Here is a 22,112-nt window from a genome sequence, read left to right as displayed (position 1 = left end):
CCCAAGCCAGGTCGGGCCAGGCATCTGACAGAATGCCCGGTCAGCCAACACCGCGCAACTTACCTTGCCACTGCACCAACATGACTCGCTCGTTTCGTCAAATCCTCTTTTGTACTTGTCTAACCCTTTTTCTGCCCTTTAGCAGCCATGCCCAGGGGGATGAAAAATGCGTCTCCACAGTCACTGACCTGAAAGCAATGCTGAGCGACCAGGCATTCCCTTTGAAATGGGAAGAGACAACGATGGACGACGGCAAACCGTTGATGGTGTCGATTGCTGAAAAAAACGGGGCACTTTCTGTGGCATTCGTCAAGTCGACTAAAGGGCTTTGGGCAGATATTTCTGGTGTGATCTGTCAAACCGACAAAGACTTGGAGATCAGATTCACCGCCGGGCAGATTCGTTTTGGGCCTGCCGCCAGCTGGGTGCTGCGCTATGCGCTGAGTGACGGCGGCAAATTCACCCTGACAAGAATCGACGTCAAACAAATGCGGGTGGCGACGACTGGCTGGAGCGGAGTTTTTGCGCCCGTGAGTGACTGATCTTGCGCCTGTAATGGCTTTTTTGCCGTGAACCAGCTTCGGTTGCATCACGGCTTTCTACTCGGGTCATGCTCGGGATTCGACTTTGCCAAGCTCGCCAGCATCCGTCTTGGGGTGTTTTCACTTCGGCTGAATTGGTGGGCGACAATCAGAGCCTGCAAGAGAGCCTAGCAAAAAAGTTTTTCCGTAATGCCAAGGCGCAAGTGACGGCCATTGTGCTGGCGGTTGACATTGGTGATCTGGCTGCGGTGGCGGACTAGGCGCACTGGGCAGCGCCGAAAAATGCTACCAAACCCGCCCTGAGGCAAACGCCTGAAAGGCACGCCATGACGTCTACCCATGCCAACTCACCATTGGCTGACCTTCAGTCTGTAAAAAAGACCGACGACACGGTGATCAACACCCGGGCCTTGCAAAGCGCCATTTTCAACAGCGCCAACTTCTCCAGCATTGCCACCGATGCCAAGGGTGTGATTCAGATTTTTAACGTGGGAGCCGAGCGCATGCTGGGCTACGCTGCCACTGACGTGATGAACAAGATCACTCCGGCTGATATTTCTGACCCACATGAGTTGATCGCTCGCGCCAAGGCCTTGAGCCTTGAGCTTGAAACGCCCATCACGCCCGGATTTGAGGCCCTGGTGTTCAAAGCCTCACGCGGCATAGAAGACATTTACGAGCTGACCTACATCCGCAAAGACGGCAGCCGGTTTCCGGCCGTGGTATCTGTCACGGCGCTGCGCGACGCGCAAGACAGCATCATTGGTTACTTGCTGATTGGCACCGACAACACCGCGCGCAAGCAAGCCGAAGAGGCCTTGATTAAGGCCGGTGCGCTGCAAAAAGCCATTTTTGACAGTGCCAACTTCTCCAGCATTGCGACCGATGCCAAGGGTGTGATCCAGATTTTCAACGTTGGCGCCGAGCGCATGCTGGGCTGTCTGGCGGCTGATGTGGTGAACAAGATCACGCCAGCCGACATCTCGGACCCCCTGGAATTGATCGCTCGCGCCAAGACCTTGAGCCTGGAGCTTGATTCTGAAATCACGCCTGGCTTTGAGGCCCTGGTGTTCAAAGCCTCACGCGGCATTGAAGACATTTACGAGCTCACCTACATCCGCAAGGACGGCAGCCGGTTTCCGGCCGTGGTGTCGGTCACGGCACTTCGTGATGATGAAAAGACAATCATTGGGTACTTTCTGATTGGCACCGACAACACAGCCCGCAAACAGGCTGAAGATGCGTTACTCAAGGCCGGTGCTTTGCAAAACGCCATTTTTGACAGTGCCAACTTCTCCAGTATTGCCACCGATGCCAAGGGTGTGATCCAGATTTTCAACGTGGGCGCCGAGCGCATGCTGGGCTACACCGCCTTTGAAGTGATGAACCAACGCACCCCGGCTGACATTTCGGACCCGCAAGAAATCATTGCCCGGGCCAGAACATTGAGCCTTGAGCTCGATACCCCGATTGCCCCCGGTTTTGAGGCCCTGGTTTTCAAGGCCTCACGCGGCATTGAAGACATTTACGAACTGACTTACATCCGCAAAGACGGCAGCAGGTTTCCGGCTGTGGTGTCAGTGACAGCGCTGCGCGACGCCCAAGACAGCATCATTGGCTACTTGCTGATCGGCACCGACAACACCGCACGCAAGCAGGCCGAAGAGGCGCTGCTCAAGGCTGGCGCCCTGCAAAGCGCCATTTTCAACAGTGCTAATTTCTCCAGCATTGCCACCGATGCCAAGGGGGTGATTCAGATTTTTAACGTGGGTGCCGAGCGCATGCTGGGCTACGCTGCGGCTGATGTGATGAACAAAATCACGCCAGCCGACATTTCCGATCCCGAAGAGGTGATTGCCCGCGCCATGGCCTTGAGCGTTGAGCTGGACACGGCCATCACGCCGGGCTTTGAGGCGTTGGTGTTCAAGGCATCACGCGGTATTGAAGACATTTACGAGCTGACCTATATCCGCAAAGACGGCAGTCGGTTTCCGGCCGTGGTGTCCGTCACAGCGCTGCGCGATGCGCAAGGCGTCATCATCGGCTACCTGCTGATTGGTACCGACAACACCGCGCGCAAACAGGTTGAGGCCGACCAAAAGCTGTTGGCCCAGCGTCTGCGCGACCACCAGTTTTATACCCGCTCGCTGTTCGAGTCGAACATTGATGCGCTGATGACCACTGATTTGGCGGGCATCATCACAGACGTCAACAAGCAGATGGAAGCGCTCACTGGCTGTACCCGTGACGAGCTGATTGGGGCGCCCTTCAAGTCGCACTTTACCGACCCACATCGGGCCGAGATCAGCATCAAGCGCGTGTTGCTGGAGAAAAAGGTCAGCAACTACGAGCTGACGGTGCGTACCCGCGACGGCAAGGAAACCGTGGTGTCTTTCAATGCCACCACTTTTTATGACCGCGAGCGCACCCTGCAAGGTGTGTTTGCCGCGGCCCGCGATGTCACCGAGAGCAAGCGCCTGGACTTGGAGCTGAAAGAAAAAAACATCGAGCTGGAAAATGCCCGTTCGGTGGCAGAAAAGGCCAACCTTGCGAAGTCAGATTTTCTGTCGAGCATGAGCCATGAAATTCGTTCGCCCCTGAACGCCATTTTGGGGCTGGCCTACTTGCTGGAGCAAGCCAATCTGGAGCTGGAAGCCAACAACATGGTGCGCAAGATCAAGGCATCTGGGCGCATGCTGCTGCGCCTGATCAGTGATATTTTGGACGTTTCCAAAATCGAGGCCGGCCAAATGATGATTGAGCAAGCACCGTTCAGGCTGCCCGATGTGATCGACAACCTGGCCGTGATTTTGGGCGTGGCGGTGGGTGACAAAGACATCAAGCTGGTGATTCAGCCGCCACCGGCAGGCGTGTTTTCTGTGGTGGGAGACGCCTTGCGGCTGGAGCAAGTGCTATTGAACCTGAGCATCAACGCCATCAAGTTCACCAGTGTTGGTCAGGTGGAGTTGGTGACTGAACTGCTTTCGTCAGGCCATGATGAACTTGTGCTGCGGTTTTGTGTGCGCGACAGCGGCATTGGCATTGCTCCGGAATTGCAAAGCAGTGTGTTTGCGCCTTTTACCCAAGCTGACAGTTCAACCACACGCCGTTTTGGCGGTACCGGCCTGGGCCTGACGATATGCCGCCAACTGGTGCAACTGATGGGCGGCGAGATTGGCCTGAACAGTGTGGTGGGGCAGGGCAGCGAGTTTTGGTTCACCGTGCCTTTGAAGAAGCTGGCGGATACTGAGCTGTCGGAAAGCGACCAGTTGCGCATCGACGCCCTGATTGCCGACGACAGTCAGATTGCCTTGAAGTACATGAGCGGCATCACCGAGGGGTTGGGTTGGCATGTCAACACGCTTGACTCGGGCGAGGCCGTGCTGTCGTATTTGCAGGCCCGCACCGAGCGCAAATTGCCCGATGTGGTGGTGCTGGACTGGAAGATGCCGGGCCTGGACGGCTTGGCCACTGCACGGGCCATTCGCGACAGCATGCCGCAAGAAAAATGCCCGTTGATCATCATGACCACCGCGCATTCACTGACCAGCATGGCCGACCGCGCCGGCACGGAGCTGGTGGATGCCTTGCTTGAAAAACCGGTGTCGGCGTCCGGCATGTACAACGCCCTGATCGAAGCCCGGCGCAAGCGTGCGGCCACCGATGGCATGAAGTTTGGCCTGCACCGCTCTAGCGGCCAGGTGTTGGCCAGCATACGCGTGCTGGTGGTTGACGACAGCGAGATCAACTGCGAGGTGGCACGGCGCATTCTTCATGAAAAAGGCGCCGTGGTGTCGCTCGCGGCCAACGGCCAGGAGGCGCTGGACTGGTTGCTGGCGCACCCAAACGACATTGATCTGGTGCTGATGGATGTGCAAATGCCGGTGATGGATGGCATAGAGGCCACGCGCCAGTTGCGTCAAATGCCCGCGTTTGCCAAGCTGCCCATCGTGGCCTTGACCGCCGGGGCGTTCAAGTCGCAGCAAGATGCCGCCCAGGCCGCGGGCATGACGCACTTCATCAGCAAGCCGTTTGATGTGCCGTCCACCATCGCGCTGATCCAGCGCTTGACACGCCAACCCAAAATGTTGACGGCTGGTGCGCCGGCTCCTGTGAGCATGCTCGCTCCGGAGTCAGTTCCAGCAATGGAGCCGGTGCCGCCCAGACGCGTTTTCACGGGCAATGTGTCCGTGCTCGACATGGCCGCAGGTCTGGAAATATGGGGCGACATGCCTTCTTACCTGGATTATTTGCAGCGTTTTGCCACGATTTACAGCAACGCGGTGGCGCTGATGAACACCAGCCTGGCACAGGCTGACCAGCCCGCAGCCACCGCGCTGGCGCACAAGCTGGCCGGGGTGGCTGCCAACCTGGCCTTGCCTGAGGTGCGCCGCCTGGCAGCCGAGACCGAACGATTGCTGCGTGCCGACCTTGACCCCGCATTGGTTTTGGCAGACCTGGCGGCTGCAATCACCACAGCGCTGGTCGCAATTGACCGTGTGGAGCAGCAGGCGATTGACTAATTTTAAGTAAAATTGGCTTCTAGCCCTTGTGATACATGCGCAAGTAGCTATCTAATTAATAGTATTAAAGACAATCTCAGGGATTAAATATGAACATTACACCAGTGCAATTGGCTCTGCAAACCGCCTTGGTAATTGACGATGACGAGTTCAGTCGTGAAATTTTGCGCAAAAATTTGCAGCAATTTGGCATCGGCGATGTCACTTTGGCCGGCAACGGGCGCGAGGGTGTGGCGGCGTTGAATGGTATGTCGCGCGAACCAGATTTTTTAATTTGCGATATTTTCATGCCCGACATGGACGGCATTGAATTCATTGCCGAACTGGCGCGCCGGCACTACAAAGGTGGGTTGATCTTGGTGACCGGTGTTAATTTGGAGATGCTTGAAGTGGCGCGTGAAATTGCCAGCATGAACCAGCTGAACGTCTTGGGCTGCTTGATCAAGCCGCTGAAAAAAGAGTTGTTGGGTCAGGCAATGGGCTTGTCGCAGGCGTGAAGCCAGGGTCTGCGATTGCGGGCGGGGCGCTTACACCGCGAAAAACACAAGTAGCGGCCAGCCCGTAAACTAAAGGCATCGGCCGCAAGGCCTGTTTCTTTGGAGCCACATGAACACCATTCAACTCGGGTCAAGCGACCTGTTTGTTACCCCCATTTGCCTTGGCACCATGACCTTTGGCGAGCAGGTCGATGAGGCCACTGCCCACGACATTCTGGACCGCTCGCTGGAGCGCGGCGTGAATTTTGTCGACACCGCCGAAATGTACGCCGTGCCGCCGCGGGCTGAAACCTTTAACGCCACCGAGAAGATCATGGGCAACTGGTTTGCCAAGCGTCCCGGCGCTCGTGAAAAGCTGGTGGTGGCCACCAAGGTGGCTGGCCCGTCGCGCAACATGCCATGGATTCGCGGTGGCAGTCCCGATTTGACTGGTGACGACATCTTGCAGGCCTGCGACGGCAGCCTGAAGCGTTTGCAGATTGACGTGATTGACCTGTACCAGATTCACTGGCCGGTGCGCAGCGTGCCTGCGTTTGGCGCCCTGTACTACCAGCCCAAAGATGACGAGGGCACCCCTATTCATGCTCAGCTTGAGGCTTTGCACAAGCTGGTGCAAGCCGGCAAAGTGCGTGCCGTGGGCTTGTCGAACGAAACGCCATTTGGCGTACATGAATTCGTGCGGTTGGCGGAGCAGTATGGTTTGCCGCGTGTGGCCACCGTGCAAAACGGCTACAGCCTGCTGAATCGCAGTGTGGAAAATGGGCTGGATGAAACCATGCAGCGCCTGGGTGTGTCGCTGCTGGCCTATTCGCCGCTGTCGTTTGGTTTGCTTACTGGAAAGTATGACGACACCGGCCTGATCGGCCCGGGCGCACCGGCACAGGCCCGGTTGACCAAGTTCGAATCGTCGCGCAAGCAGCGTTGGGGCCGCCCGGAGGCTCTGGCGGCAGCCAAGCGCTACAGCGCACTGGCGCGTGAGCATGGCCTGACGCCGGTGCAACTGGCGCTGGCGTTTTGTTACACCAAATGGCAAGTCGCCAGCACCATCATTGGCGTGACATCGGTGGCGCAGCTTGACGAGTGTCTGAATGCCTGGGGCACGACGCTTTCAGAAGACCTGCTGACCCGGATTGACGCCATCCGCTGGGAGTCGCGCGACCCGGCGCAGTAAGGTGGGCCTTCGTCCGTCCCGCCATCTGCACAGGCCTTGAAATAAATCTATATTTGCAACTGGGAGCTTCTGATGAGTCCTGTTTTTTCCCGGCTGATCGCCGCACTTTTGCTGGGCCTGGGTATCGCCATTGCCGGTGTCGCGGTGAGCCACGGGCTGGAGCGCTTTCGCATGTCGGACCGTTCGGTCACGGTGAAGGGCCTGGCCGAAAAAGAAGTGCAGAGCGACTTTGCGGTTTGGACGCTGTCATTTCGTCGCGCGGGCAATGACTTTGGCGGCGTGCAGCAGGCGCTGTCGGCCGACCGCGACAAGGTCACGGCTTTCTTGAAAACACGTGGTTTCACCGATGCTGAGGTGGAGGCCAAACCACTGCAGGTGCAGGACCTGTTTGCGCGCGAGTACGCGCAGGGCAATCAGCCCTTGCGGTTCAATGGCACGGGTCAGGTGCTGGTGAAGTCCGCCCGGGTGGCTGAGGTGGAGGCTGCAGCGCGCGCGGTAGACCCCCTGATTCAGGCGGGCGTGCAGCTGGGTGGCGAGGGCGAGGGGCACAGCGGGCCGCGCTTTCAGTTGCGCGGCTTCAATGATGTCAAGGCGCCACTGCTGGCCGAGGCCACACGCAACGCCCGTGAGCAAGCCGACAAATTTGCTGCCGAAGCGGGTGCCCAACTCGGCCCCCTGAAAAATGCCAACCAGGGTGTGATCCGCATCACCGGCGACGATGGCAATGATTTTGACAACGGCAGCTCACGCCTGAAGCGGCTGCGGGTGGTGAGTACGTTTGAGTACGAGTTGAAGTAGTGGCCAACCCATACTGCTGAAAAATCAAAGCCCATGGCCAAAAAAGACCACGTTTCCGAGACGCCCGCCACCCAACTGCTCAAGGCAAACAAGGTGGCGTATACCGAGCACCCCTACGAGTATCTGGAACACGGTGGTGCCTTGCACAGCGCATCCACGCTGGGCTGGGACCCGTTTCATGTGGTCAAAACGCTCATCATGCAAGACCAGGACGCTAAGCCGCTGGTGGTACTGATGCACGGCAACCGTAAGGTGTCCACCAAAAATCTGGCGCGCCAGATTGGGGCCAAGTCGGTTGAGCCGTGCGCACCAGAGGTGGCCAACCGGCACAGTGGCTTTCTGGTGGGCGGCACGTCACCCTTTGGCACACGGCGCGACATGCCAGTGTTCATTGAATCAACTATTCTGGATTTGCCCAAAATTTTGATCAATGGTGGGCGGCGTGGTTATTTGGTTGGGATTGCTCCGCAGGTCTGTGTGGCCTTGCTGGGCGCCAAAGCAGTACAGTGCGCGCTGGTGGATTGAGCCACTTTGCCGAGCCGGTCAAATTTCAACAAAGCTGGAAAACCAGGAGGAAAAAGATGTTTGTTCGCGTGTCTTCACCGTGTCGGTCGTTGTTTGGTTCCTTGTTGCTGGTGCTTGTTGCCCATGGCCCTGTCGCCTTTGCGCAAGAGCAGGTCAAGTTTGCGGGTGCCAGCGCGCCGGGTTATGCCGCCATTGAGCAGGTTACGGCCACGTTGCAAATGCCAAAAAACGTGACAGGGCCGGTTCCGGCCGTGGCTATTTTTCATGGCAGCGGTGGTATCGATGGCCGGGGGGCTTTTCACGCCCAGGCACTCAATCAGGCGGGCATTGCTACTTTGGAAGTATTTATGTTCAACCGTGGTCAGCGTTTGCGCGAGGGGCACGCTGCAACATTGACGCACGCTTTTGGCGCGCTGAAATTTCTCGCGGAACGCCCCGATATTGACCCGCAGAAAATAGGTGCCATGGGCTTTTCTTGGGGCGGAAACCTGTCGTTGCGTGCGGCATCGAAACCAGTGCATGAAAAGTTTTTTCCTCAGGGGCAACCGCGTTTCGCAGCCCATGCACCCTTTTATGCTGTGTGGTGGTCTCACAGTCAACTGGTGACCGATGCCGCGGCCAAAGGCGTTGGTGACTACGCCAAGTTCACGGGTGCCCCCATCATGCTGTTCGCTGGCGGGCGTGACGACTATGGCGCGCCCGACGATGCCCAGACCTTCCTCTCAGGGCTGACCCCCGAAGCCCAAACTTTGTTTCGGCTTCAGTTTTACCCTGACGCCACCCATGGCTGGGACACACCGGGCAATAACGGGCGCACCCTGTTTGACCCGGTTGCCCATAAAGGCAAAGGTGGACAGGTCAGGTTTTACCCTGATGAAAAAGTGGCTGCAGACTCCCGGACCCGTGTTGTCCAGTTTTTTCAGGAATCGTTTGCAGCAGCTGCAAAATAACAATACCGTCGGCGTTTCTAATCGCTGGCGATGCACTGTCAAAATAACGACCTTGGGCTGAGTTTTGGCAGCTTTACAGGCAAAAAATCTTTTGGAATTTATGCAAACTTTTTTACCCTGGGTAGCCGTCTTGGCGGGTTACCTGATCGGATCCTTGTCATTCGCGGTGATTGTCAGCCGCGTCATGGGCTTGAATGACCCACGGACTTTTGGCAGCAAAAACCCTGGTGCCACCAACGTGCTGCGTTCGGGCAGCAAAGGCGCGGCCATCGCTACGCTGCTGCTAGATGCTGCCAAAGGTTGGCTGCCGGTGGTGTTGGTCAAGTGGTATGGGGCGGCCTATGGGCTGGGCGACGGCACGATGGCTATGGTTGGCCTGGCGGCATTTTTGGGCCATGTGTTTCCGGTGTTTTTCAGGTTTCAGGGCGGCAAGGGTGTGGCCACGGCCTTGGGCGTGTTGCTGGCCTTTAGCGGCTGGCTGGGCCTGGCCACAGCACTGATCTGGTTGGGCGTGGCGGTGGTGTTTCGCTACTCCTCGCTGGCATCCATCATGGCTGCGCTGATGGCGCCGGTGGTGTATGTGCTGGGGGATGGCGGCTTGTGGTTCATGAGCAAAAGTGTGGTGCTGGCGGTGGCCGTGATGTCGCTGTTTTTGTTGTACCGCCATGCCGAAAACATCAACCGCCTGATCAAGGGCACTGAATCAAAGCTGGGTAAAAAGACGGCCCCCGTGCCTGCGGAGAATTCGGCTTCGCATGGGCATGCCAAACACGGCCATCGGCATCCGCCCCATGCTGATCAAAAAGACCCATCCACAAAGTGACCCGCCATGAAACTCTGTATTCTTGAAAACGACTCGCTTGACCCTGCGGTAGAGCACCTCTACATCGGTTACGGTGCCATGTTTGAGCGTCTGCTGCGTGCGGCGGGGGCCACGGGCGAATTTGATATTTTCAACACCGTGAAGGGTGAGTACCCGGTCTCGTTTGATGCCTATGACGCGGTGCTGCTCACTGGCAGTAAGGCGGACTCGTTTTCACAAGAGCCTTGGGTCCTGGCGCTTAAAGACAAGGTGCAAGAGCTTCTGGTGGCCAAGAGGAAACTCATTGGCGTGTGTTTTGGCCACCAGTTGGTGGCCTTGTGCCTGGGTTCAAAGGTTGGCCGTGCGCCGCAGGGCTGGGGTGCCGGGCGCATGCAATACAAGTGGACGGCGCCAGAATTGTCACAAGCCGGTGGGCGCACAGAGGTGGCGATGCTGGCCAGCCACCAGGACCAGGTGTTTGACTTGCCCAGTGGTGCCAAGCTGTTGGCCACCAGCGAGTTTTGCCCGGTGGCCGCGTTTGGTGTTGATGAGCACGTGTTTTGCGTGCAGCCGCACCCCGAGTTTGTGGAAGATTACAGCGCCTTTTTACTCAACAAACGCCGCGCCATGCTGGGTGAGGAAAAATACATCGCCAGCACAGACAGCCTGGCGCATGGGCACGACGGCTTGGCTGTGGCCCGCATGATGGTGGCGTTCATCAACGGCAATTAGCCGCCGGTAGCGTCTGTTGGCCGGTTGGGCTCGGCGTTCGTCAAGCAACGTGGTCAGTCTTGGAGTGGTCTCAATAGCCCGGCCAAATCATCTTCCTCCAGTGGCCGGGCTGTGCCAAAGCCTGCCACCTGCCGGGCTGCCGTGGGGTAAACCGCCACAAAGCTGAAATCACCCAAGTGCGTCATGGGTTCAGCCTCAGGAAAACGTTCCAGATACACGCGCCGTGCCGCCAGCCAACTGGGGCTTTCAGGCATCAGCCTGGCGGCGGTGCAGTCCATCGACACCCGCGGCAAGGCGTGCACCGGTTCGCCCGCCACTTCAGGCTGCATCACCATCATAGACACGGCAGGGTTGGTGAGCAAATTGCGCGTGTGGGGCGCCAGCAAGCTCACGTGGATCACCAGGCAGGCTGCCGTGGGCTCAATGGCAAAGGGCACCATCGACACAAACGGCCCGCCCTCCGCATTGAGCGTGCCAAGGCTGGCAACACGTTGGGTGGTGAGCATGTCGCGCAGGGCACGGCTCAGACGGGGTTCGTGGGTTGTGGACATAACGGTAGGCCTTCGGCTATGAAAATACAAATTTTTGGGGTGTATTTTCCATGATGGGGCTTGAAGAGGTGCCGAGAAGTCCCAGGCGAGGGTTTCGTCTGGGTACTGGTTTGCGTGATCGGCCCTTGTGAGGCTGGCTTGCGCAACGTTGGGCGGTGGCCGGCTTGTTGCATGGTGCTGCGGGTAACAGTTGAAATAAGTGTAGGGTGAGGGCTGCCGCAGCCGATTGTGAAATAGTCTAAATTCAAGTGGATTTAAAATTAATCTGCTTAAAAATATGGACGTATTGGCAGATGCTGCCTAGATATAAACATACTGTGGAAATAAATGAAACTTGATAAATTTGATCAGCACATTCTTGAGGTGCTGCAGCAGGATGGCCGCATCAACAACCAGGACCTGGCTGACCGCATTGGCTTGTCACCTTCGCCCTGCCTGCGCCGGGTGCGTGCGCTTGAGGAGTCAGGGATGATTCGGGGCTACCGGGCACTGTTGGATGCAAAAAAGCTGGGCTTGACCCTGATGGCCCTCATCCATATTTCCATGGATGTCCACACGCCTGAGCGGTTTGCCAATTTTGAGGCGGCTGTGGCCGTGTTGCCTGAGGTGCTGGAGTGTTTGCTGATCACCGGGCAAGATGCCGATTACCAGCTCAAAGTGGTGGTGCGCGACATGGAGCACTATCAGTCGCTTCTGCTCAATCAGCTCACGCGCGTTGCGGGTGTGACAGGCGTACATTCAAGTTTTGTGCTGCGGCAGGTGGTGAGTAAAACGGCGCTGGCCGCCTGGGCGGCGTGAGCATGCACACCCTTGAACAACTGCGCCGTGGCGCACTTGCTGGCGCGCGCCGCCTGAACTTGTCTTGCGGGCTGCGCACCCTGCCGCCCGAGGTGTTTGACCTGGCTGACACGCTGGAGGTGCTTAACCTCTCAGGCAACTTGCTCACCAGCTTGCCGCAAGACCTGCCGAGCCTGCACCGGCTTAAAGTGATTTTTTGCTCCGACAACCCCTTTACCTGCTTGCCGGAGGTGCTGGGCGATTGTGCGGCGCTGCAGGTGGTGGGTTTCAAGGCATGCCGTATTGAGGACGTACCAGGCACCGCCCTGCCACCCGCGTTGCGCTGGCTGATATTGACTGACAACGCCATCAGCAGCTTGCCGCCCGAGCTGGGCCAGCGCCCGGCCTTGCAAAAGCTGATGCTGGCAGGTAATGCGTTGCGTGATTTGCCTGCGGGGCTGGCCGATGCGCAAGGCCTGGAGCTGATTCGCCTGGCAGCAAACCAGCTCACGCACTTGCCGGGCTGGTTGACCGAGTTGCCGCGTCTGAGCTGGCTGGCGCTTGCGGGTAACCCGCTGGGTTGGCATCGGCCACAGCCGTTGCCCCTTGACAGCGTGCCGTGGCACCAGTTGCTGTTGCATGAAAAGCTGGGTGAGGGCGCGTCTGGCCATATCTACCGGGTGCGGCAACAGGGTGATGACTGCGACATGGCCCTGAAACTGTTCAAGAGCGCAGTCACCAGCGACGGCTTGCCCGAGCACGAGTTGGCCGCCTGCATTGCTGCTGGACAGCACCCTGCGCTGTGCACGCCTAGCGCCGAGCTGGCAGGCCACCCGCAAGGCGCGCGCGGCCTGCTGCTGCCGCTGATTCCATCCAGCCATGTGAACCTTGCCGAGCCACCGAGTCTGGACAGTTGCACCCGTGACATCTATCCAGAAGGCTGGCGTATGACCCAGGGCAATGTGCTTCGGCTGGCGCAAGACGTGGCGAGCGCTGTCGCCCATTTGCACCAGCAAGGGGTGATGCATGGCGACCTGTATGCCCATAACATTTTGTGGAACCCTCGCCACGGTCAAGCGGTGTTGGGCGACTTTGGCGCTGCTACTTTGTTACCTATGAATCAGCCTGCGCTGAGCCTTGCCCTGCAAAGGCTAGAAGTGCGCGCTTTTGGCTGCCTGCTGGAAGAGCTTGTGGCTCATGCGCAGCCAGTCAGCGGTTACGTCAACGCGCTGGCGGGTGTGTCTGCGATGGCGCTTGAATGCATGAACCCGTGTCCCGCAGAGCGTCCAAGCATGGTGGCGCTGGCGCAGCAGCTTGCGGTTTGGTGAATGGCTGGCGCCGCAACGCTGGCCTTACCACAAGCTGACCAAGGGAAAACCCATGGCATCCGAGGTGCTTAAATATTAAGCAGCCTGGGCAGCGTCAAGGCTGACGCGGGTCTCAGGGCTTGTGAACACACTTATCCACAACAAAGCCCACAGAGCGCAGGGGTAACTTTATTCAAAGTTTATTCAAAGTTTTTTATTGACTTAGCACAATGCTGGCGATGATGCCCGTGGCGATGGCAATCAGCACGTAGTCGGCGCCCACCTGCACCCATTGGTGGTTGCGCGGCGGTGGTGGCAAGCGGTAGGGGCGGTAGTCGGTGATGAAGTAGGTGGGGTTGCGGTACTCGCGCGGAATGTAGCCACCGCGCCTGAACTCAGGCCCACGCGCGTTGTAGTAGGTGTGGCGGTCATTCCAGCGTTCTTGACGTTGGTCAAAACGCTGATCAAAGCGCTGGTCATGACGTTGTCCGGGGCGTTGGTCCATGCGACGCTGTGCCTGCTGAATGGGTCGCTGCTCCATATGGCGATCCATGCGTTGTTCGGTGCGTTGTTCGACCCGGTTGTCGTGGCGCTGCGGACCACGCTGACCCGCTTGGTGGGGTGCTTGTTGCTGCGCTCTGGGCAACTCGTCGTTTGGGCCGCGGCGGTCATGGCCCTGTGCCAGAGCCAGGCTGCCAAATCCGAAACTTGCAGCGATGGCAAACGCAATGGCGGTGGTTTTCATTAGAGTCTCCTTCAAGTGAATGAACCCTGATGGTGATCTGTCTGTGTGTCGTTTATGTAAAGATGGCGACTCGATATGCAAAGAGTGGTTGCAGCGTGTGTCGTCTACTTCAGGACGGATTTGGGTGCCATTTGTGAGGGCAGCACGGGCGGGCTCAGGGCCTCGTCAGCCAAGTCAATGTCAACCGTTTCACCTTGCGTGTTCACCAGCGGCAGCTCGTAGTCGTTCCAGCCGCGCACGCCGGTCTTCATGGAAAACACCTGCTCATAGCCCATTTGCTGCAGGGTCAGGGCCGCCAGGGCCGTGCGGTTGCCAGAGCGGCACACCAGCACCACTGGTTGGGTGCGTGCTTGCGCCAATGCGGGAAGCGTGTCGGAGTAGCCCCAATCGCAAGACGCCTCCAGAATGCCGCGTGGCACCAACAATGAACCCTGAATGTGGCCTGCTGCGTATTCATCTGGCTCGCGAATGTCCACAATCAGCAGTTCAGGTGTGGTCTGGCGCATGGCATCCACATCCCACGGCATGAGCTCTTTGATGTGTGGCAAGGCCGCTGCAACCAGATTGGCAAAGGTGACTTGCGACATAGGAATGACTCTGGTTTCTTTGATTATTTCGCCCGCAGCCCCTGTGCCAGTGCGCCCAGCGCAATGCCAGCCAGCACCCACAACAGATCCCAATTGCCCGTGCCCAAACCGGCAATGGCGGGGCCAGGGCACACGCCGCACAGACCCCAGCCGATGCCAAACAGCGCCGAGCCAAGCAAGGTGCTGCGGTTCCAGGCGCTGGGATGTGTTTGGAAATTGCGATCAAACAGCGGGTGTTTCAGCAGGCGCGGTGCAAGTTGGTAGGTGAGCAGCACCACCGCGATGGCGCCGGCCATGACCAGCAGCAAGCCAAAATCCTTGAAGCGCAAAAAGCTCAGCACCATCTCAGGCTGAACCATGGTTGACAGGGCCAGGCCAAAGCCAAACAGCGTACCCGCCGCCAATGTGGCCAAACCCCGGGCCAGACTCATGTTTGCCGCGCTCATGGCAGCCACCTTGCCGCCAGATTGGCGGTTAAAAACGCGGTGGACATGAACGTCAGCACCGCCAGGAACGAAGGTAACTTCAGTGAGCTCATGCCGCAAATGCCGTGGCCAGACGTGCAGCCATTGCCCAGTCGCGCCCCATAACCCACAAAAAGCCCGCCGACCAACAACTGCCAGGCCGGCAACGCCGTGGTCAGCCTGGCGCCGCCCGAAAAAAGCAGCCACCACACCAGCGCGCCCGCCACGAGCCCCGCCGTGTAAACCAGGCGCCAGCCACGTGAATCCACCAGCCGGGCTTGCTGAAAAAATGGCCTGCGCACCACAAACGACCAGGTGCTTGAGAACACTGTGCTGATGCCACCAATGCGCCCCGTGGTGACAAACAGCAGGGCAACGCCCGCACCAATCGACAGGCCGCCCAGCAAATAGTGTTGCCAGCCCAGGGGGAAAAGTGAATTAGTTAAGTTCATGGTGATGGATTATCGGGGATGCATTGTTCGCTTCCCTGGCTGAAGCACTGCGCTATCTTTTTTCTAGAATCACCAGCGCGATGCCGCCCAGAATCGCGCAAGAGGCCAGCACCAGGGGCAGGGTGATGGCTTCACCCAGTAAAAGCACGCCACCCAGAGCGGCGATAACTGGAACGCTCAATTGCACTGTGGCGGCCTGGGTGGCTTTGAGCGCGGGCAAGGCGTGGTACCAGATGGCATAGCCCAAACCCGAGGCCAGTGCGCCAGACACCCCGGCCAGCATGAGGCCCGTGCGGTCATCACTCAGATGGTTCAACATCAGAAGGCCCAAGCCAAGCGCCATGGGTACCGCGCGTAAAAAGTTGCCGGCTGTCACCTGTGTGGGATTGCTATTGGCTGGACCTTGCATGCGTTTGCCGCGCAACGAGTACACGCCCCAAGCCACACCGGCGGCCACCATGAACATTGCACTGGGCAAGGGCGGCGCAGCCAGCCCGGGCAACATCAGCGCCACCAGTCCGGCCAGGGCAAGGGCCATGCCGCCCATTTGGATGGTTTGCAAGCGCTCACCGCGAAACAGGCCGTAACCAATCATCGTGGCCTGCACCGAGCCAAACAGCAGCAGTGCGCCCGTAGCGGTTGACATGTTGACGTAGGCGAAAGAAAAAGCGGCTGCATACACAAACAAAGCGGAAGCCGACAGCCAGTTGCCTGCGCCCCACACGCCAGTTTTGGCCGCTGTCCGCTTGCCAAGCTGCAAGCGCACCACCAACCACAACATGCAGGCCCCGGATATCAATCGCACAGCAGTGAAGCTGGTGGGGTCAATGCTGGTGTGTTTGAGTGCCATGCGGCACAGCAGCGAATTGCCCGCAAACGCCAGCATGGCCACGCTGACCAAGGCAATGACGCGCAGCGGCTGCACCGTTGAATGGTCTTGTTTTGCGTGTCGGGCCAAGGTGTGTTCAGTGGGTGATGAATTCGTAAACCACTTCTTCGCTGTCAACCATGTCCAGAAAATCGTTCAAGGTGTCTTCGTCTTCGGTGCTGGCCCAGGTTTCTTCGGGGTTGCTGGTAAACAGCGGCTCAATGGCAATGTCCAAAAACTGGCCGTTGGGCAACTTCAGGACAGGTGTGCCTTCTGAGGTTTCGACCAGTTCCCAGTCTTCTGGCACGGACATGTCAAGTTTGATGGTGACGCTGAGTTTTTTCATGGGGGTTTCCTTAGGTTAGGGTGAGCGGCGATGATACGCACCTATGACGACACACCACAACACCCCCGACAAAGACGCCATTGCCTTGCTCCCTCCCTTTGAGCGGCTGGGGCTGGAGCGCATTACCCTGGTCAATACCGAGGCCCAGGCCATCGCCGCCTATGCCAAGCTGTCAGTTGCTAAGGCCTGGGGGTTCGATACCGAATCCAAGCCAACCTTCCGTGTTGGCGAAGAGTCTGACGGACCGCACATTTTGCAGCTGTCAACTCCCGAGCGGGCCTGGGTTTTTCAGCTGCACGACCTGGCTTGCCGCGCCGTGGCCGCCGAGCTTCTGGCCATGGAAGGCATTGCCAAGGCAGGCTTTGGCCTGGGTGATGACCGCAAACGCATCATTGCCAAACTGCGTATTGAGCCAAACGGCATTCTGGAGCTCAACACCGTGTTTCGCGAGCGTGGCTACCGCAAAGACATGGGCGTGAAAGGTGCTGTGGCGGTGCTGTTTAACCAGCGCTTCATCAAATCCAAGAAAGCTGCCACCAGCAACTGGGCCAACGCGCGCCTGACCGAGGCGCAACTGGTTTACGCCGCCAACGATGCGTATGCGGCTATGCGAGTGTTTGATGCATTGGGCTGTAACTAACGGAGGCCAGCTGTGCGGCTTCTTTGGCGTAAAGCTTGGCCGCAATGTATTCACCATGGGTCACGTGCAGCAGCCCGGCAATCTTGCTGATCAGGTGATTCTCATTGGCGTCAATGTGGCCGTCGGCATAAGCCACTTGCCACATCAACTCCACCACCTGGATTTTTTGGGGCTGTGTGAAATGGTCGTTCATCGTGCTGGTAAATTGAAAATAGTCGTTGCTGGTCTTGGCTGTTTTCTCGGCCTGCGCCATGAGTTTGGCCAACTCGCCGTCGCTCAAGCCAAACTGGCGGCGCAGCGCCGAAACGGTCGCGGCACGTTCCCTGGCGGTGACAGTGGTGTCGGAACGCATCATCTCAACCAGCAGTGCAGCCGTGGCCAGCTGCAAACTTCGCGCCTCATCAAGCTCGGACGTGCCGTCGTTGGGCATGAAAAACTGGGTCAGCAAGTCTTTGAATGGGCTGAACATGGGCTTGGATCCTGAATAAATATGTCGAAATTGCCTGCCCGGCGGAAATCCTTGCGGTCAGTGCGAATGCTCCTTCGAGCTTTGATGGCATCATAAGTTCACTATGACCACCACCCACTTGCTCTACTTGCACGGTTTTCGCTCTTCACCTGCCTCCACCAAGGCGCGCATGATGGCGGCGGCGGTTGCCAGTTGTCGTCCACAAGTGACCTGGCTGTGCCCGGCGCTGGCCCCTTCGCCCAGACAGGCGATGGCTGATGTGTTGCAGGCCATTGCCGATTGGCCCAAGGAAACCATGGCGGTGGTGGGCTCGTCACTTGGCGGGTTTTATGCCACCTGGCTGGCCGAGCGCCTGGGCTGCAAGGCAGCGTTGTTTAACCCCGCGGTGCACCCGGCGCGCGATCTGGCCGCTTACATTGGTGACAACGCCTTGTGGCACGACCCGCAGCAAAGCTTTCTGTTTGACCGGGCGTTTGTGGGTCAGCTACTGGCCCAGGAAGTGGCCTGCATCAGCCACCCCGAGCGCTACTTTGCCGTGATCGCCAAGGGCGACGAGGTGTTGAACTGGCGCGAAATGGCTGGTCATTACCCCGGTGCCACCATCAAGTTGCTGCCCGCAGGTGACCATGCCCTGAGCGATTTTGAACAGCACCTGGATGAGGTGCTGGGCTTTTTGGCACTGTCCTGAAACCGCCTTATTTGGTCGCTTTCTTGTCTTTAAGCCAGGTCTGCATCATGGCAATTTCTTTCTTTTGCGCGACCACAATGTCTTGCGCCAATTTTTTCACCTTGGGGTCTTTGCCGTACTTGAGCACAACCTCGGCCATGTCAATAGCGCCTTGGTGGTGAGGAATCATTCCGGCCAAAAAATCAACGTCAGCATCGCCCGTGAGCGGCACCGCCATGTCCTTGTGCATTTTGGCGTTGGCCTGCTCGTAAGCGGCGTTTGACGCAGACGTGCTCTTGCTTGACGGTGCCGCCATGGTGTGGCCAGCGTGTGGGTCGGCCGCCTGAGCGAATGCAGCGCCAGAGAGCAGGGTGCCCAGCACCAGGGCGGCGCTTAGTTTGGAGAGGTTTTGTTTCATTTGATGGCAATCCTTTGCGAATAAACAGTGGGAATGATTGGAGAAGCGGCGGCAGTCAACAGCATGCCATGCGCACGTGAGGTGTCAATCCATCTTGATGGCGTTGCCGAAGGCCACATAATTTTTACTCAGAGCGCTTTCGGCAACGAAGCAGTTGTTCCGGCTTGCTTTTTTGGCTTTGGGGTTCTCCGGGAAAGGAAAAATGTGCTGTACCTGAAGGTTCAAAGCCCGCGTTGCCAGCTTGCGCGGAGTTTGACCGACTCAGGATTTTGCATGGCTTGGGTGACCTGTGCCAACAAACGTTCTTTGTCTGCGCCCAGCGTGCCTTTCAACACCAGCCAGTTGGAGGCATGGTCGCTGCGAAACACGGTACGTTTAAGCTCCAATGCTTGCAAAAATTGCGACATTTCGGCAAACAGCGCTTGCTGGTCAAGTGGCTCCCACTCCGGGAAATTTTGGCGAAAACGCGCCTCGCCCTGAGGGAAACTCACCACCAGCGTGGCCAGAAATTCGGGTTGCGTCAGGTTGATCAGTCGTGCCGAGTTGAGCGCATGCTGCCTTGACAGCACCGCGCCACCCAGCCCGTTGAGTAACATGACGGACCGGGTGATGCCTGCCGCACCCAACTTGTCCAGTGCCTCGCGGGTCGATTCAAACGTCTCGCCCTTGTTGACCCGTTGCAGCACCTCGTCATCTCCCGACTCTGCGCCCACATAGGCCAACGACAAACCGGCCTCGCGCATTTCTTGCAGATCTGACACTGTTTTGTTGCGCAGGTTGCGCGGCAAGCAGTAGGTGGAGATGCGCCGAACGCGCGGCAAATGGGTTTGGATGGCTTCAAGAATTGTCATCAGCCGCCGTGTCGACAGCGCCATGGCGTCCCCATCGCCCAGAAACACGCGTTGCACCTGGTCGGCAAACTGCTCACCGCTACCCCGCAGCGCCGCCAGGGTTTCGTCTTCGTCGCGCACGGCAAACTTCTTTTGCGGCTCGGTGTACATCTCGCAATAGGTGCATTTGTTCCAAGAACAGCCATTGGTGACCGGCAGAATCAGCGACTCGGCCTCGCTGGGCGGGCGAAAAACGGGGTTGATGTAACGGATGGGGAAGACTTGGGTCATTGGGGCTTTCAGCTATTGCTGCCATCATTTCATCATGCCAGCACCCAGCTTCGCATTAACCTCATTCACATCTGGCGCAGACAGCAGCGTGTTGTGCAGGTGCGTCAACGACCCGCCGCCGGGCTCTACGCCGCCAGCATCGTCATAACCCACGGCCTTGAACTTCCAGACCGCGCCCACGCGCTTGAGGTTGCCTATATGCGCGCCGTCGGGCAGATGCACGCTGTGCACATTGGTGTTGACGCAGGTGAGGGTGAGTGTGCTCAAGGGGGGTCCTGAAATAATGCCGTGGTCAGTTTATATGAAAAATTAGCCTGTAGCCCTTGTATAGCAGGCGCAAGTAACTATTAAATATATAGCAAAAAAATTTGTACGATGACGCCAGCATGTCGCACACATGCATTCGTAATTTATCTGAACCGGGCAAACATCCCATGAACAACTCACATTTTTACCCCATCGGCACCGCAGGTCTTGCATGGGGGGCAGCAGAGTTGGCCCAATGGCGGGCGTGCCAAGTGCGCCAGCGCAGTTATGCAGACGATGTGCTGTGCCGCATTGAGCGCCTGCGCGAGCGATTTGACGTGTCAAGCTACGGCGAGCTGACCTATGCTGGCGAGCATTTCCCCTTGATGGCCGCCCGCAGCCGCGGTTGGCAGCCAGACCTGCCCACCATGCTGGTCACCGGTGGTGTGCACGGCTATGAAACCAGTGGCATACACGGCGCTCTGTGTTTTTTGGAAGACCATGCGCAAAGTTATGCGGGCCGGGTGAACTTGCTGGTGGTGCCGTGTGTGAGCCCTTGGGCATACGAGCGCATTCAGCGCTGGAACTTTGATGCCATCGACCCCAACCGCTCATTTTGCGAAGGCAGTCCAGTACAAGAATCTGCCGCCTTGATGCGCCTGGTGGCGCCCCTGCGTGGGCAATTCACTGCCCACCTTGACCTGCACGAAACCACCGACACGGATGAGTCCGAATACCGCCCGGCGGTGGCTGCGCGCGATGGCAAGCCGTTTGAGCCCTGCACCATCCCTGACGGCTTCTACTTGGTAGACGACACACAAAACCCCCAGCCGCAGTTTCAGCAGGCCATCATCGAGGCGGTGCAGCGCGTCACGCACATTGCACCGGCGGACGGACAGGGCGGCATCATCGGCTCCCCGCTGGTGGCGCACGGCGTGATTCACTACGACATGCAGGCGCTGGGCCTGTGCGCGGGCATTACCGGCGCGCGCTACACCAGCACCACCGAGGTTTACCCCGACAGCCCCCGCGCTACACCTGAGCAATGCATTGCCGCGCAAGTTGCGGCGGTGTGTGCGGCGTTGGATTTTTTATAACAAATTGACCTCTAGATCAATTAGATATTGCGCAAGTAGCTATATAAAAAATAGCAAATTCAACTCGTCTGACCTCGAACACGCCCGGTGCTATGCTGCCCGCCATGAATTTGACGCCCGCTTCCCGATTGATATGTTTTAACAAACCTTATGGTGTCTTGAGTCAGTTCACTGCTGAGGGGCGCTGGCGCGGTCTCAAAGATTTCATCGACATTCCCGGTGTGTACGTGGCCGGCAGGCTGGACGCGGACAGCGAAGGCCTGCTGTTGCTGACCAACGATGGCAAGCTACAAGCCCGCATCAGCGACCCGCGCCACAAAATGGAAAAAACCTACTGGGTGCAGGTAGAAGGCGTGCCAGACGAAGCTGCGCTGGTGGCGTTGCGCCAGGGGGTTCAATTGAACGATGGCCCTACCCGGCCAGCCCGCGCACGTGCCATACCGCAGCCCGAGCCGCTGTGGGCGCGTGAGCCCCCGGTGCGCGTGCGCCAGGCCATTCCCACAAGTTGGCTGGAGCTGGTGATCTCAGAGGGGCGCAACCGCCAGGTGCGCCGCATGACCGCCGCAGTGGGCTACCCCACGCTGCGGCTGATTCGCGCGGCGATTGGGCCTTATTCACTGGACGGCCTGGCGCCCGGCACGTGGCGGGACACTTGATGTTTTTCACGTATGAATTTTTCAGAAGTTTAATAGGCCTGTAGCCCCATACAAAACCTGCGCAACTAGCTATTAAGTTGGTAGCGATATGGAATCGAATCAAGGCTTTTTAGAATGCGATTTATAAATTCAAACAGCACGGCCCGCTTGCGAGCCAGTGT

General features: G+C 58.2%; 27 protein-coding genes. 16 read left to right on the top strand and 11 right to left on the bottom strand.

Annotated elements, in window-relative coordinates; all coding sequences use genetic code 11:
* Window positions 1-80: 80 nt before the first annotated feature.
* The 10 genes from PHQ58_RS00410 to PHQ58_RS00365 all read left to right on the top strand — a co-directional run bounded on the left by PHQ58_RS00410 (window position 81) and on the right by PHQ58_RS00365 (window position 10,540).
* The gene (locus PHQ58_RS00410) at window positions 81-542 is read left to right on the top strand and encodes a hypothetical protein (RefSeq protein ID WP_300105638.1); all 462 of its coding nucleotides are present in this window, start codon (window positions 81-83) and stop codon (window positions 540-542) included.
* Between the two features lie 137 nt (window positions 543-679).
* Window positions 680-802, top strand: coding sequence for a hypothetical protein (locus PHQ58_RS00405; protein ID WP_300105636.1), 123 nt, complete (start codon window positions 680-682; stop codon window positions 800-802).
* A 66-nt stretch (window positions 803-868) separates the two neighbouring features.
* Window positions 869-5,065 (top strand): PAS domain-containing hybrid sensor histidine kinase/response regulator, encoded by a 4,197-nt coding sequence (locus tag PHQ58_RS00400; RefSeq protein WP_300105634.1) that lies wholly within the window; start codon window positions 869-871, stop codon window positions 5,063-5,065.
* Window positions 5,066-5,154: 89 nt separating this feature from the next.
* Complete coding sequence (locus PHQ58_RS00395) at window positions 5,155-5,562, top strand: response regulator (protein WP_300105632.1); 408 nt, start codon at window positions 5,155-5,157, stop codon at window positions 5,560-5,562.
* A 109-nt stretch (window positions 5,563-5,671) separates the two neighbouring features.
* Window positions 5,672-6,733, top strand: coding sequence for an aldo/keto reductase (locus PHQ58_RS00390; protein ID WP_300105630.1), 1,062 nt, complete (start codon window positions 5,672-5,674; stop codon window positions 6,731-6,733).
* Window positions 6,734-6,805: 72 nt separating this feature from the next.
* Entirely contained in the window at window positions 6,806-7,531 is a 726-nt protein-coding gene (locus PHQ58_RS00385) for an SIMPL domain-containing protein (RefSeq protein ID WP_300105628.1), read from the top strand.
* A 33-nt stretch (window positions 7,532-7,564) separates the two neighbouring features.
* Window positions 7,565-8,056 carry an aminoacyl-tRNA deacylase gene (locus PHQ58_RS00380; protein WP_300105626.1) on the top strand — a complete coding sequence of 164 codons (492 nt, stop codon included), beginning with the start codon at window positions 7,565-7,567 and terminating at the stop codon, window positions 8,054-8,056.
* A gap of 56 nt (window positions 8,057-8,112) precedes the next feature.
* Window positions 8,113-9,006 (top strand): dienelactone hydrolase family protein, encoded by an 894-nt coding sequence (locus PHQ58_RS00375; protein ID WP_300105624.1) that lies wholly within the window; start codon window positions 8,113-8,115, stop codon window positions 9,004-9,006.
* 100 nt (window positions 9,007-9,106) lie between these two features.
* Window positions 9,107-9,829, top strand: coding sequence for a glycerol-3-phosphate 1-O-acyltransferase PlsY (gene plsY, locus PHQ58_RS00370; protein ID WP_300105622.1), 723 nt, complete (start codon window positions 9,107-9,109; stop codon window positions 9,827-9,829).
* A 6-nt stretch (window positions 9,830-9,835) separates the two neighbouring features.
* Entirely contained in the window at window positions 9,836-10,540 is a 705-nt protein-coding gene (locus tag PHQ58_RS00365) for an amidotransferase (RefSeq protein WP_300105621.1), read from the top strand.
* A gap of 53 nt (window positions 10,541-10,593) precedes the next feature.
* Here PHQ58_RS00365 and PHQ58_RS00360 read toward each other — a convergent pair whose 3' ends face one another.
* Entirely contained in the window at window positions 10,594-11,091 is a 498-nt protein-coding gene (locus PHQ58_RS00360; RefSeq protein WP_300105619.1) for a HugZ family protein, read from the bottom strand.
* Between the two features lie 327 nt (window positions 11,092-11,418).
* Between PHQ58_RS00360 and PHQ58_RS00355 the strand changes: the two genes are divergently transcribed.
* Both PHQ58_RS00355 and PHQ58_RS00350 read left to right on the top strand, forming a co-directional pair.
* Entirely contained in the window at window positions 11,419-11,889 is a 471-nt protein-coding gene (locus PHQ58_RS00355; RefSeq protein WP_300105617.1) for an Lrp/AsnC family transcriptional regulator, read from the top strand.
* A 2-nt stretch (window positions 11,890-11,891) separates the two neighbouring features.
* The gene (locus tag PHQ58_RS00350) at window positions 11,892-13,196 is read left to right on the top strand and encodes a leucine-rich repeat-containing protein kinase family protein (protein ID WP_300105615.1); all 1,305 of its coding nucleotides are present in this window, start codon (window positions 11,892-11,894) and stop codon (window positions 13,194-13,196) included.
* 193 nt (window positions 13,197-13,389) lie between these two features.
* Here the strand turns inward: PHQ58_RS00350 and PHQ58_RS00345 are convergent, their stop codons facing one another.
* From PHQ58_RS00345 to PHQ58_RS00320, 6 genes are all read right to left on the bottom strand, one after another.
* Window positions 13,390-13,920, bottom strand: a complete 531-nt coding sequence (locus PHQ58_RS00345) for an RcnB family protein (RefSeq protein WP_300105614.1) — start codon at window positions 13,918-13,920, stop codon at window positions 13,390-13,392.
* A 104-nt stretch (window positions 13,921-14,024) separates the two neighbouring features.
* Entirely contained in the window at window positions 14,025-14,507 is a 483-nt protein-coding gene (locus tag PHQ58_RS00340; RefSeq protein ID WP_300105613.1) for a rhodanese-like domain-containing protein, read from the bottom strand.
* A gap of 23 nt (window positions 14,508-14,530) precedes the next feature.
* Window positions 14,531-14,953: a DUF6691 family protein gene (locus PHQ58_RS00335; protein WP_300105612.1), complete on the bottom strand. Its 423-nt coding sequence runs from the start codon at window positions 14,951-14,953 to the stop codon at window positions 14,531-14,533.
* On the bottom strand, window positions 14,950-15,423 hold the full coding sequence (locus PHQ58_RS00330) for a YeeE/YedE thiosulfate transporter family protein (protein ID WP_300105610.1): 474 nt from the start codon (window positions 15,421-15,423) through the stop codon (window positions 14,950-14,952). The genes PHQ58_RS00335 and PHQ58_RS00330 overlap by 4 nt, the downstream gene beginning before the upstream one ends.
* A gap of 52 nt (window positions 15,424-15,475) precedes the next feature.
* Window positions 15,476-16,309 (bottom strand): DMT family transporter, encoded by an 834-nt coding sequence (locus PHQ58_RS00325; protein ID WP_300106061.1) that lies wholly within the window; start codon window positions 16,307-16,309, stop codon window positions 15,476-15,478.
* A 79-nt stretch (window positions 16,310-16,388) separates the two neighbouring features.
* Complete coding sequence (locus tag PHQ58_RS00320; protein ID WP_300105608.1) at window positions 16,389-16,637, bottom strand: hypothetical protein; 249 nt, start codon at window positions 16,635-16,637, stop codon at window positions 16,389-16,391.
* Between the two features lie 43 nt (window positions 16,638-16,680).
* Between PHQ58_RS00320 and PHQ58_RS00315 the strand changes: the two genes are divergently transcribed.
* Window positions 16,681-17,277, top strand: a complete 597-nt coding sequence (locus tag PHQ58_RS00315) for a 3'-5' exonuclease (protein ID WP_300105606.1) — start codon at window positions 16,681-16,683, stop codon at window positions 17,275-17,277.
* Here PHQ58_RS00315 and PHQ58_RS00310 read toward each other — a convergent pair.
* Window positions 17,243-17,746 (bottom strand): TerB family tellurite resistance protein, encoded by a 504-nt coding sequence (locus PHQ58_RS00310; protein ID WP_300105605.1) that lies wholly within the window; start codon window positions 17,744-17,746, stop codon window positions 17,243-17,245. The two genes, PHQ58_RS00315 and PHQ58_RS00310, sit on opposite strands and share 35 nt — an antisense overlap.
* A 103-nt stretch (window positions 17,747-17,849) precedes the next feature.
* Between PHQ58_RS00310 and PHQ58_RS00305 the strand changes: the two genes are divergently transcribed.
* Window positions 17,850-18,434 carry a YqiA/YcfP family alpha/beta fold hydrolase gene (locus tag PHQ58_RS00305; RefSeq protein WP_300105603.1) on the top strand — a complete coding sequence of 195 codons (585 nt, stop codon included), beginning with the start codon at window positions 17,850-17,852 and terminating at the stop codon, window positions 18,432-18,434.
* A gap of 7 nt (window positions 18,435-18,441) precedes the next feature.
* Here PHQ58_RS00305 and PHQ58_RS00300 read toward each other — a convergent pair whose 3' ends face one another.
* The 3 genes from PHQ58_RS00300 to PHQ58_RS00290 form a co-directional block, all read right to left on the bottom strand.
* Window positions 18,442-18,831 carry a DUF305 domain-containing protein gene (locus tag PHQ58_RS00300; RefSeq protein WP_300105602.1) on the bottom strand — a complete coding sequence of 130 codons (390 nt, stop codon included), beginning with the start codon at window positions 18,829-18,831 and terminating at the stop codon, window positions 18,442-18,444.
* Window positions 18,832-19,052: 221 nt separating this feature from the next.
* On the bottom strand, window positions 19,053-19,952 hold the full coding sequence (locus PHQ58_RS00295) for a radical SAM protein (protein ID WP_300105600.1): 900 nt from the start codon (window positions 19,950-19,952) through the stop codon (window positions 19,053-19,055).
* A 24-nt stretch (window positions 19,953-19,976) separates the two neighbouring features.
* Complete coding sequence (locus tag PHQ58_RS00290; RefSeq protein WP_300105598.1) at window positions 19,977-20,219, bottom strand: hypothetical protein; 243 nt, start codon at window positions 20,217-20,219, stop codon at window positions 19,977-19,979.
* 167 nt (window positions 20,220-20,386) lie between these two features.
* Between PHQ58_RS00290 and PHQ58_RS00285 the strand changes: the two genes are divergently transcribed.
* Window positions 20,387-21,295 (top strand): M14 family metallocarboxypeptidase, encoded by a 909-nt coding sequence (locus PHQ58_RS00285; RefSeq protein ID WP_300105596.1) that lies wholly within the window; start codon window positions 20,387-20,389, stop codon window positions 21,293-21,295.
* A 92-nt stretch (window positions 21,296-21,387) separates the two neighbouring features.
* Window positions 21,388-21,951, top strand: coding sequence for an rRNA large subunit pseudouridine synthase E (locus PHQ58_RS00280; protein ID WP_300105594.1), 564 nt, complete (start codon window positions 21,388-21,390; stop codon window positions 21,949-21,951).
* Window positions 21,952-22,112: the final 161 nt, after the last annotated feature.

Origin of the sequence: Rhodoferax sp., assembly GCF_028688795.1 — a bacterium.
Taxonomy (GTDB): domain Bacteria; phylum Pseudomonadota; class Gammaproteobacteria; order Burkholderiales; family Burkholderiaceae_C; genus Rhodoferax.
The sequence above is the reverse complement of the archived record's forward strand: the minus strand, read 5'-3'. Positions and strand labels throughout refer to the sequence as shown.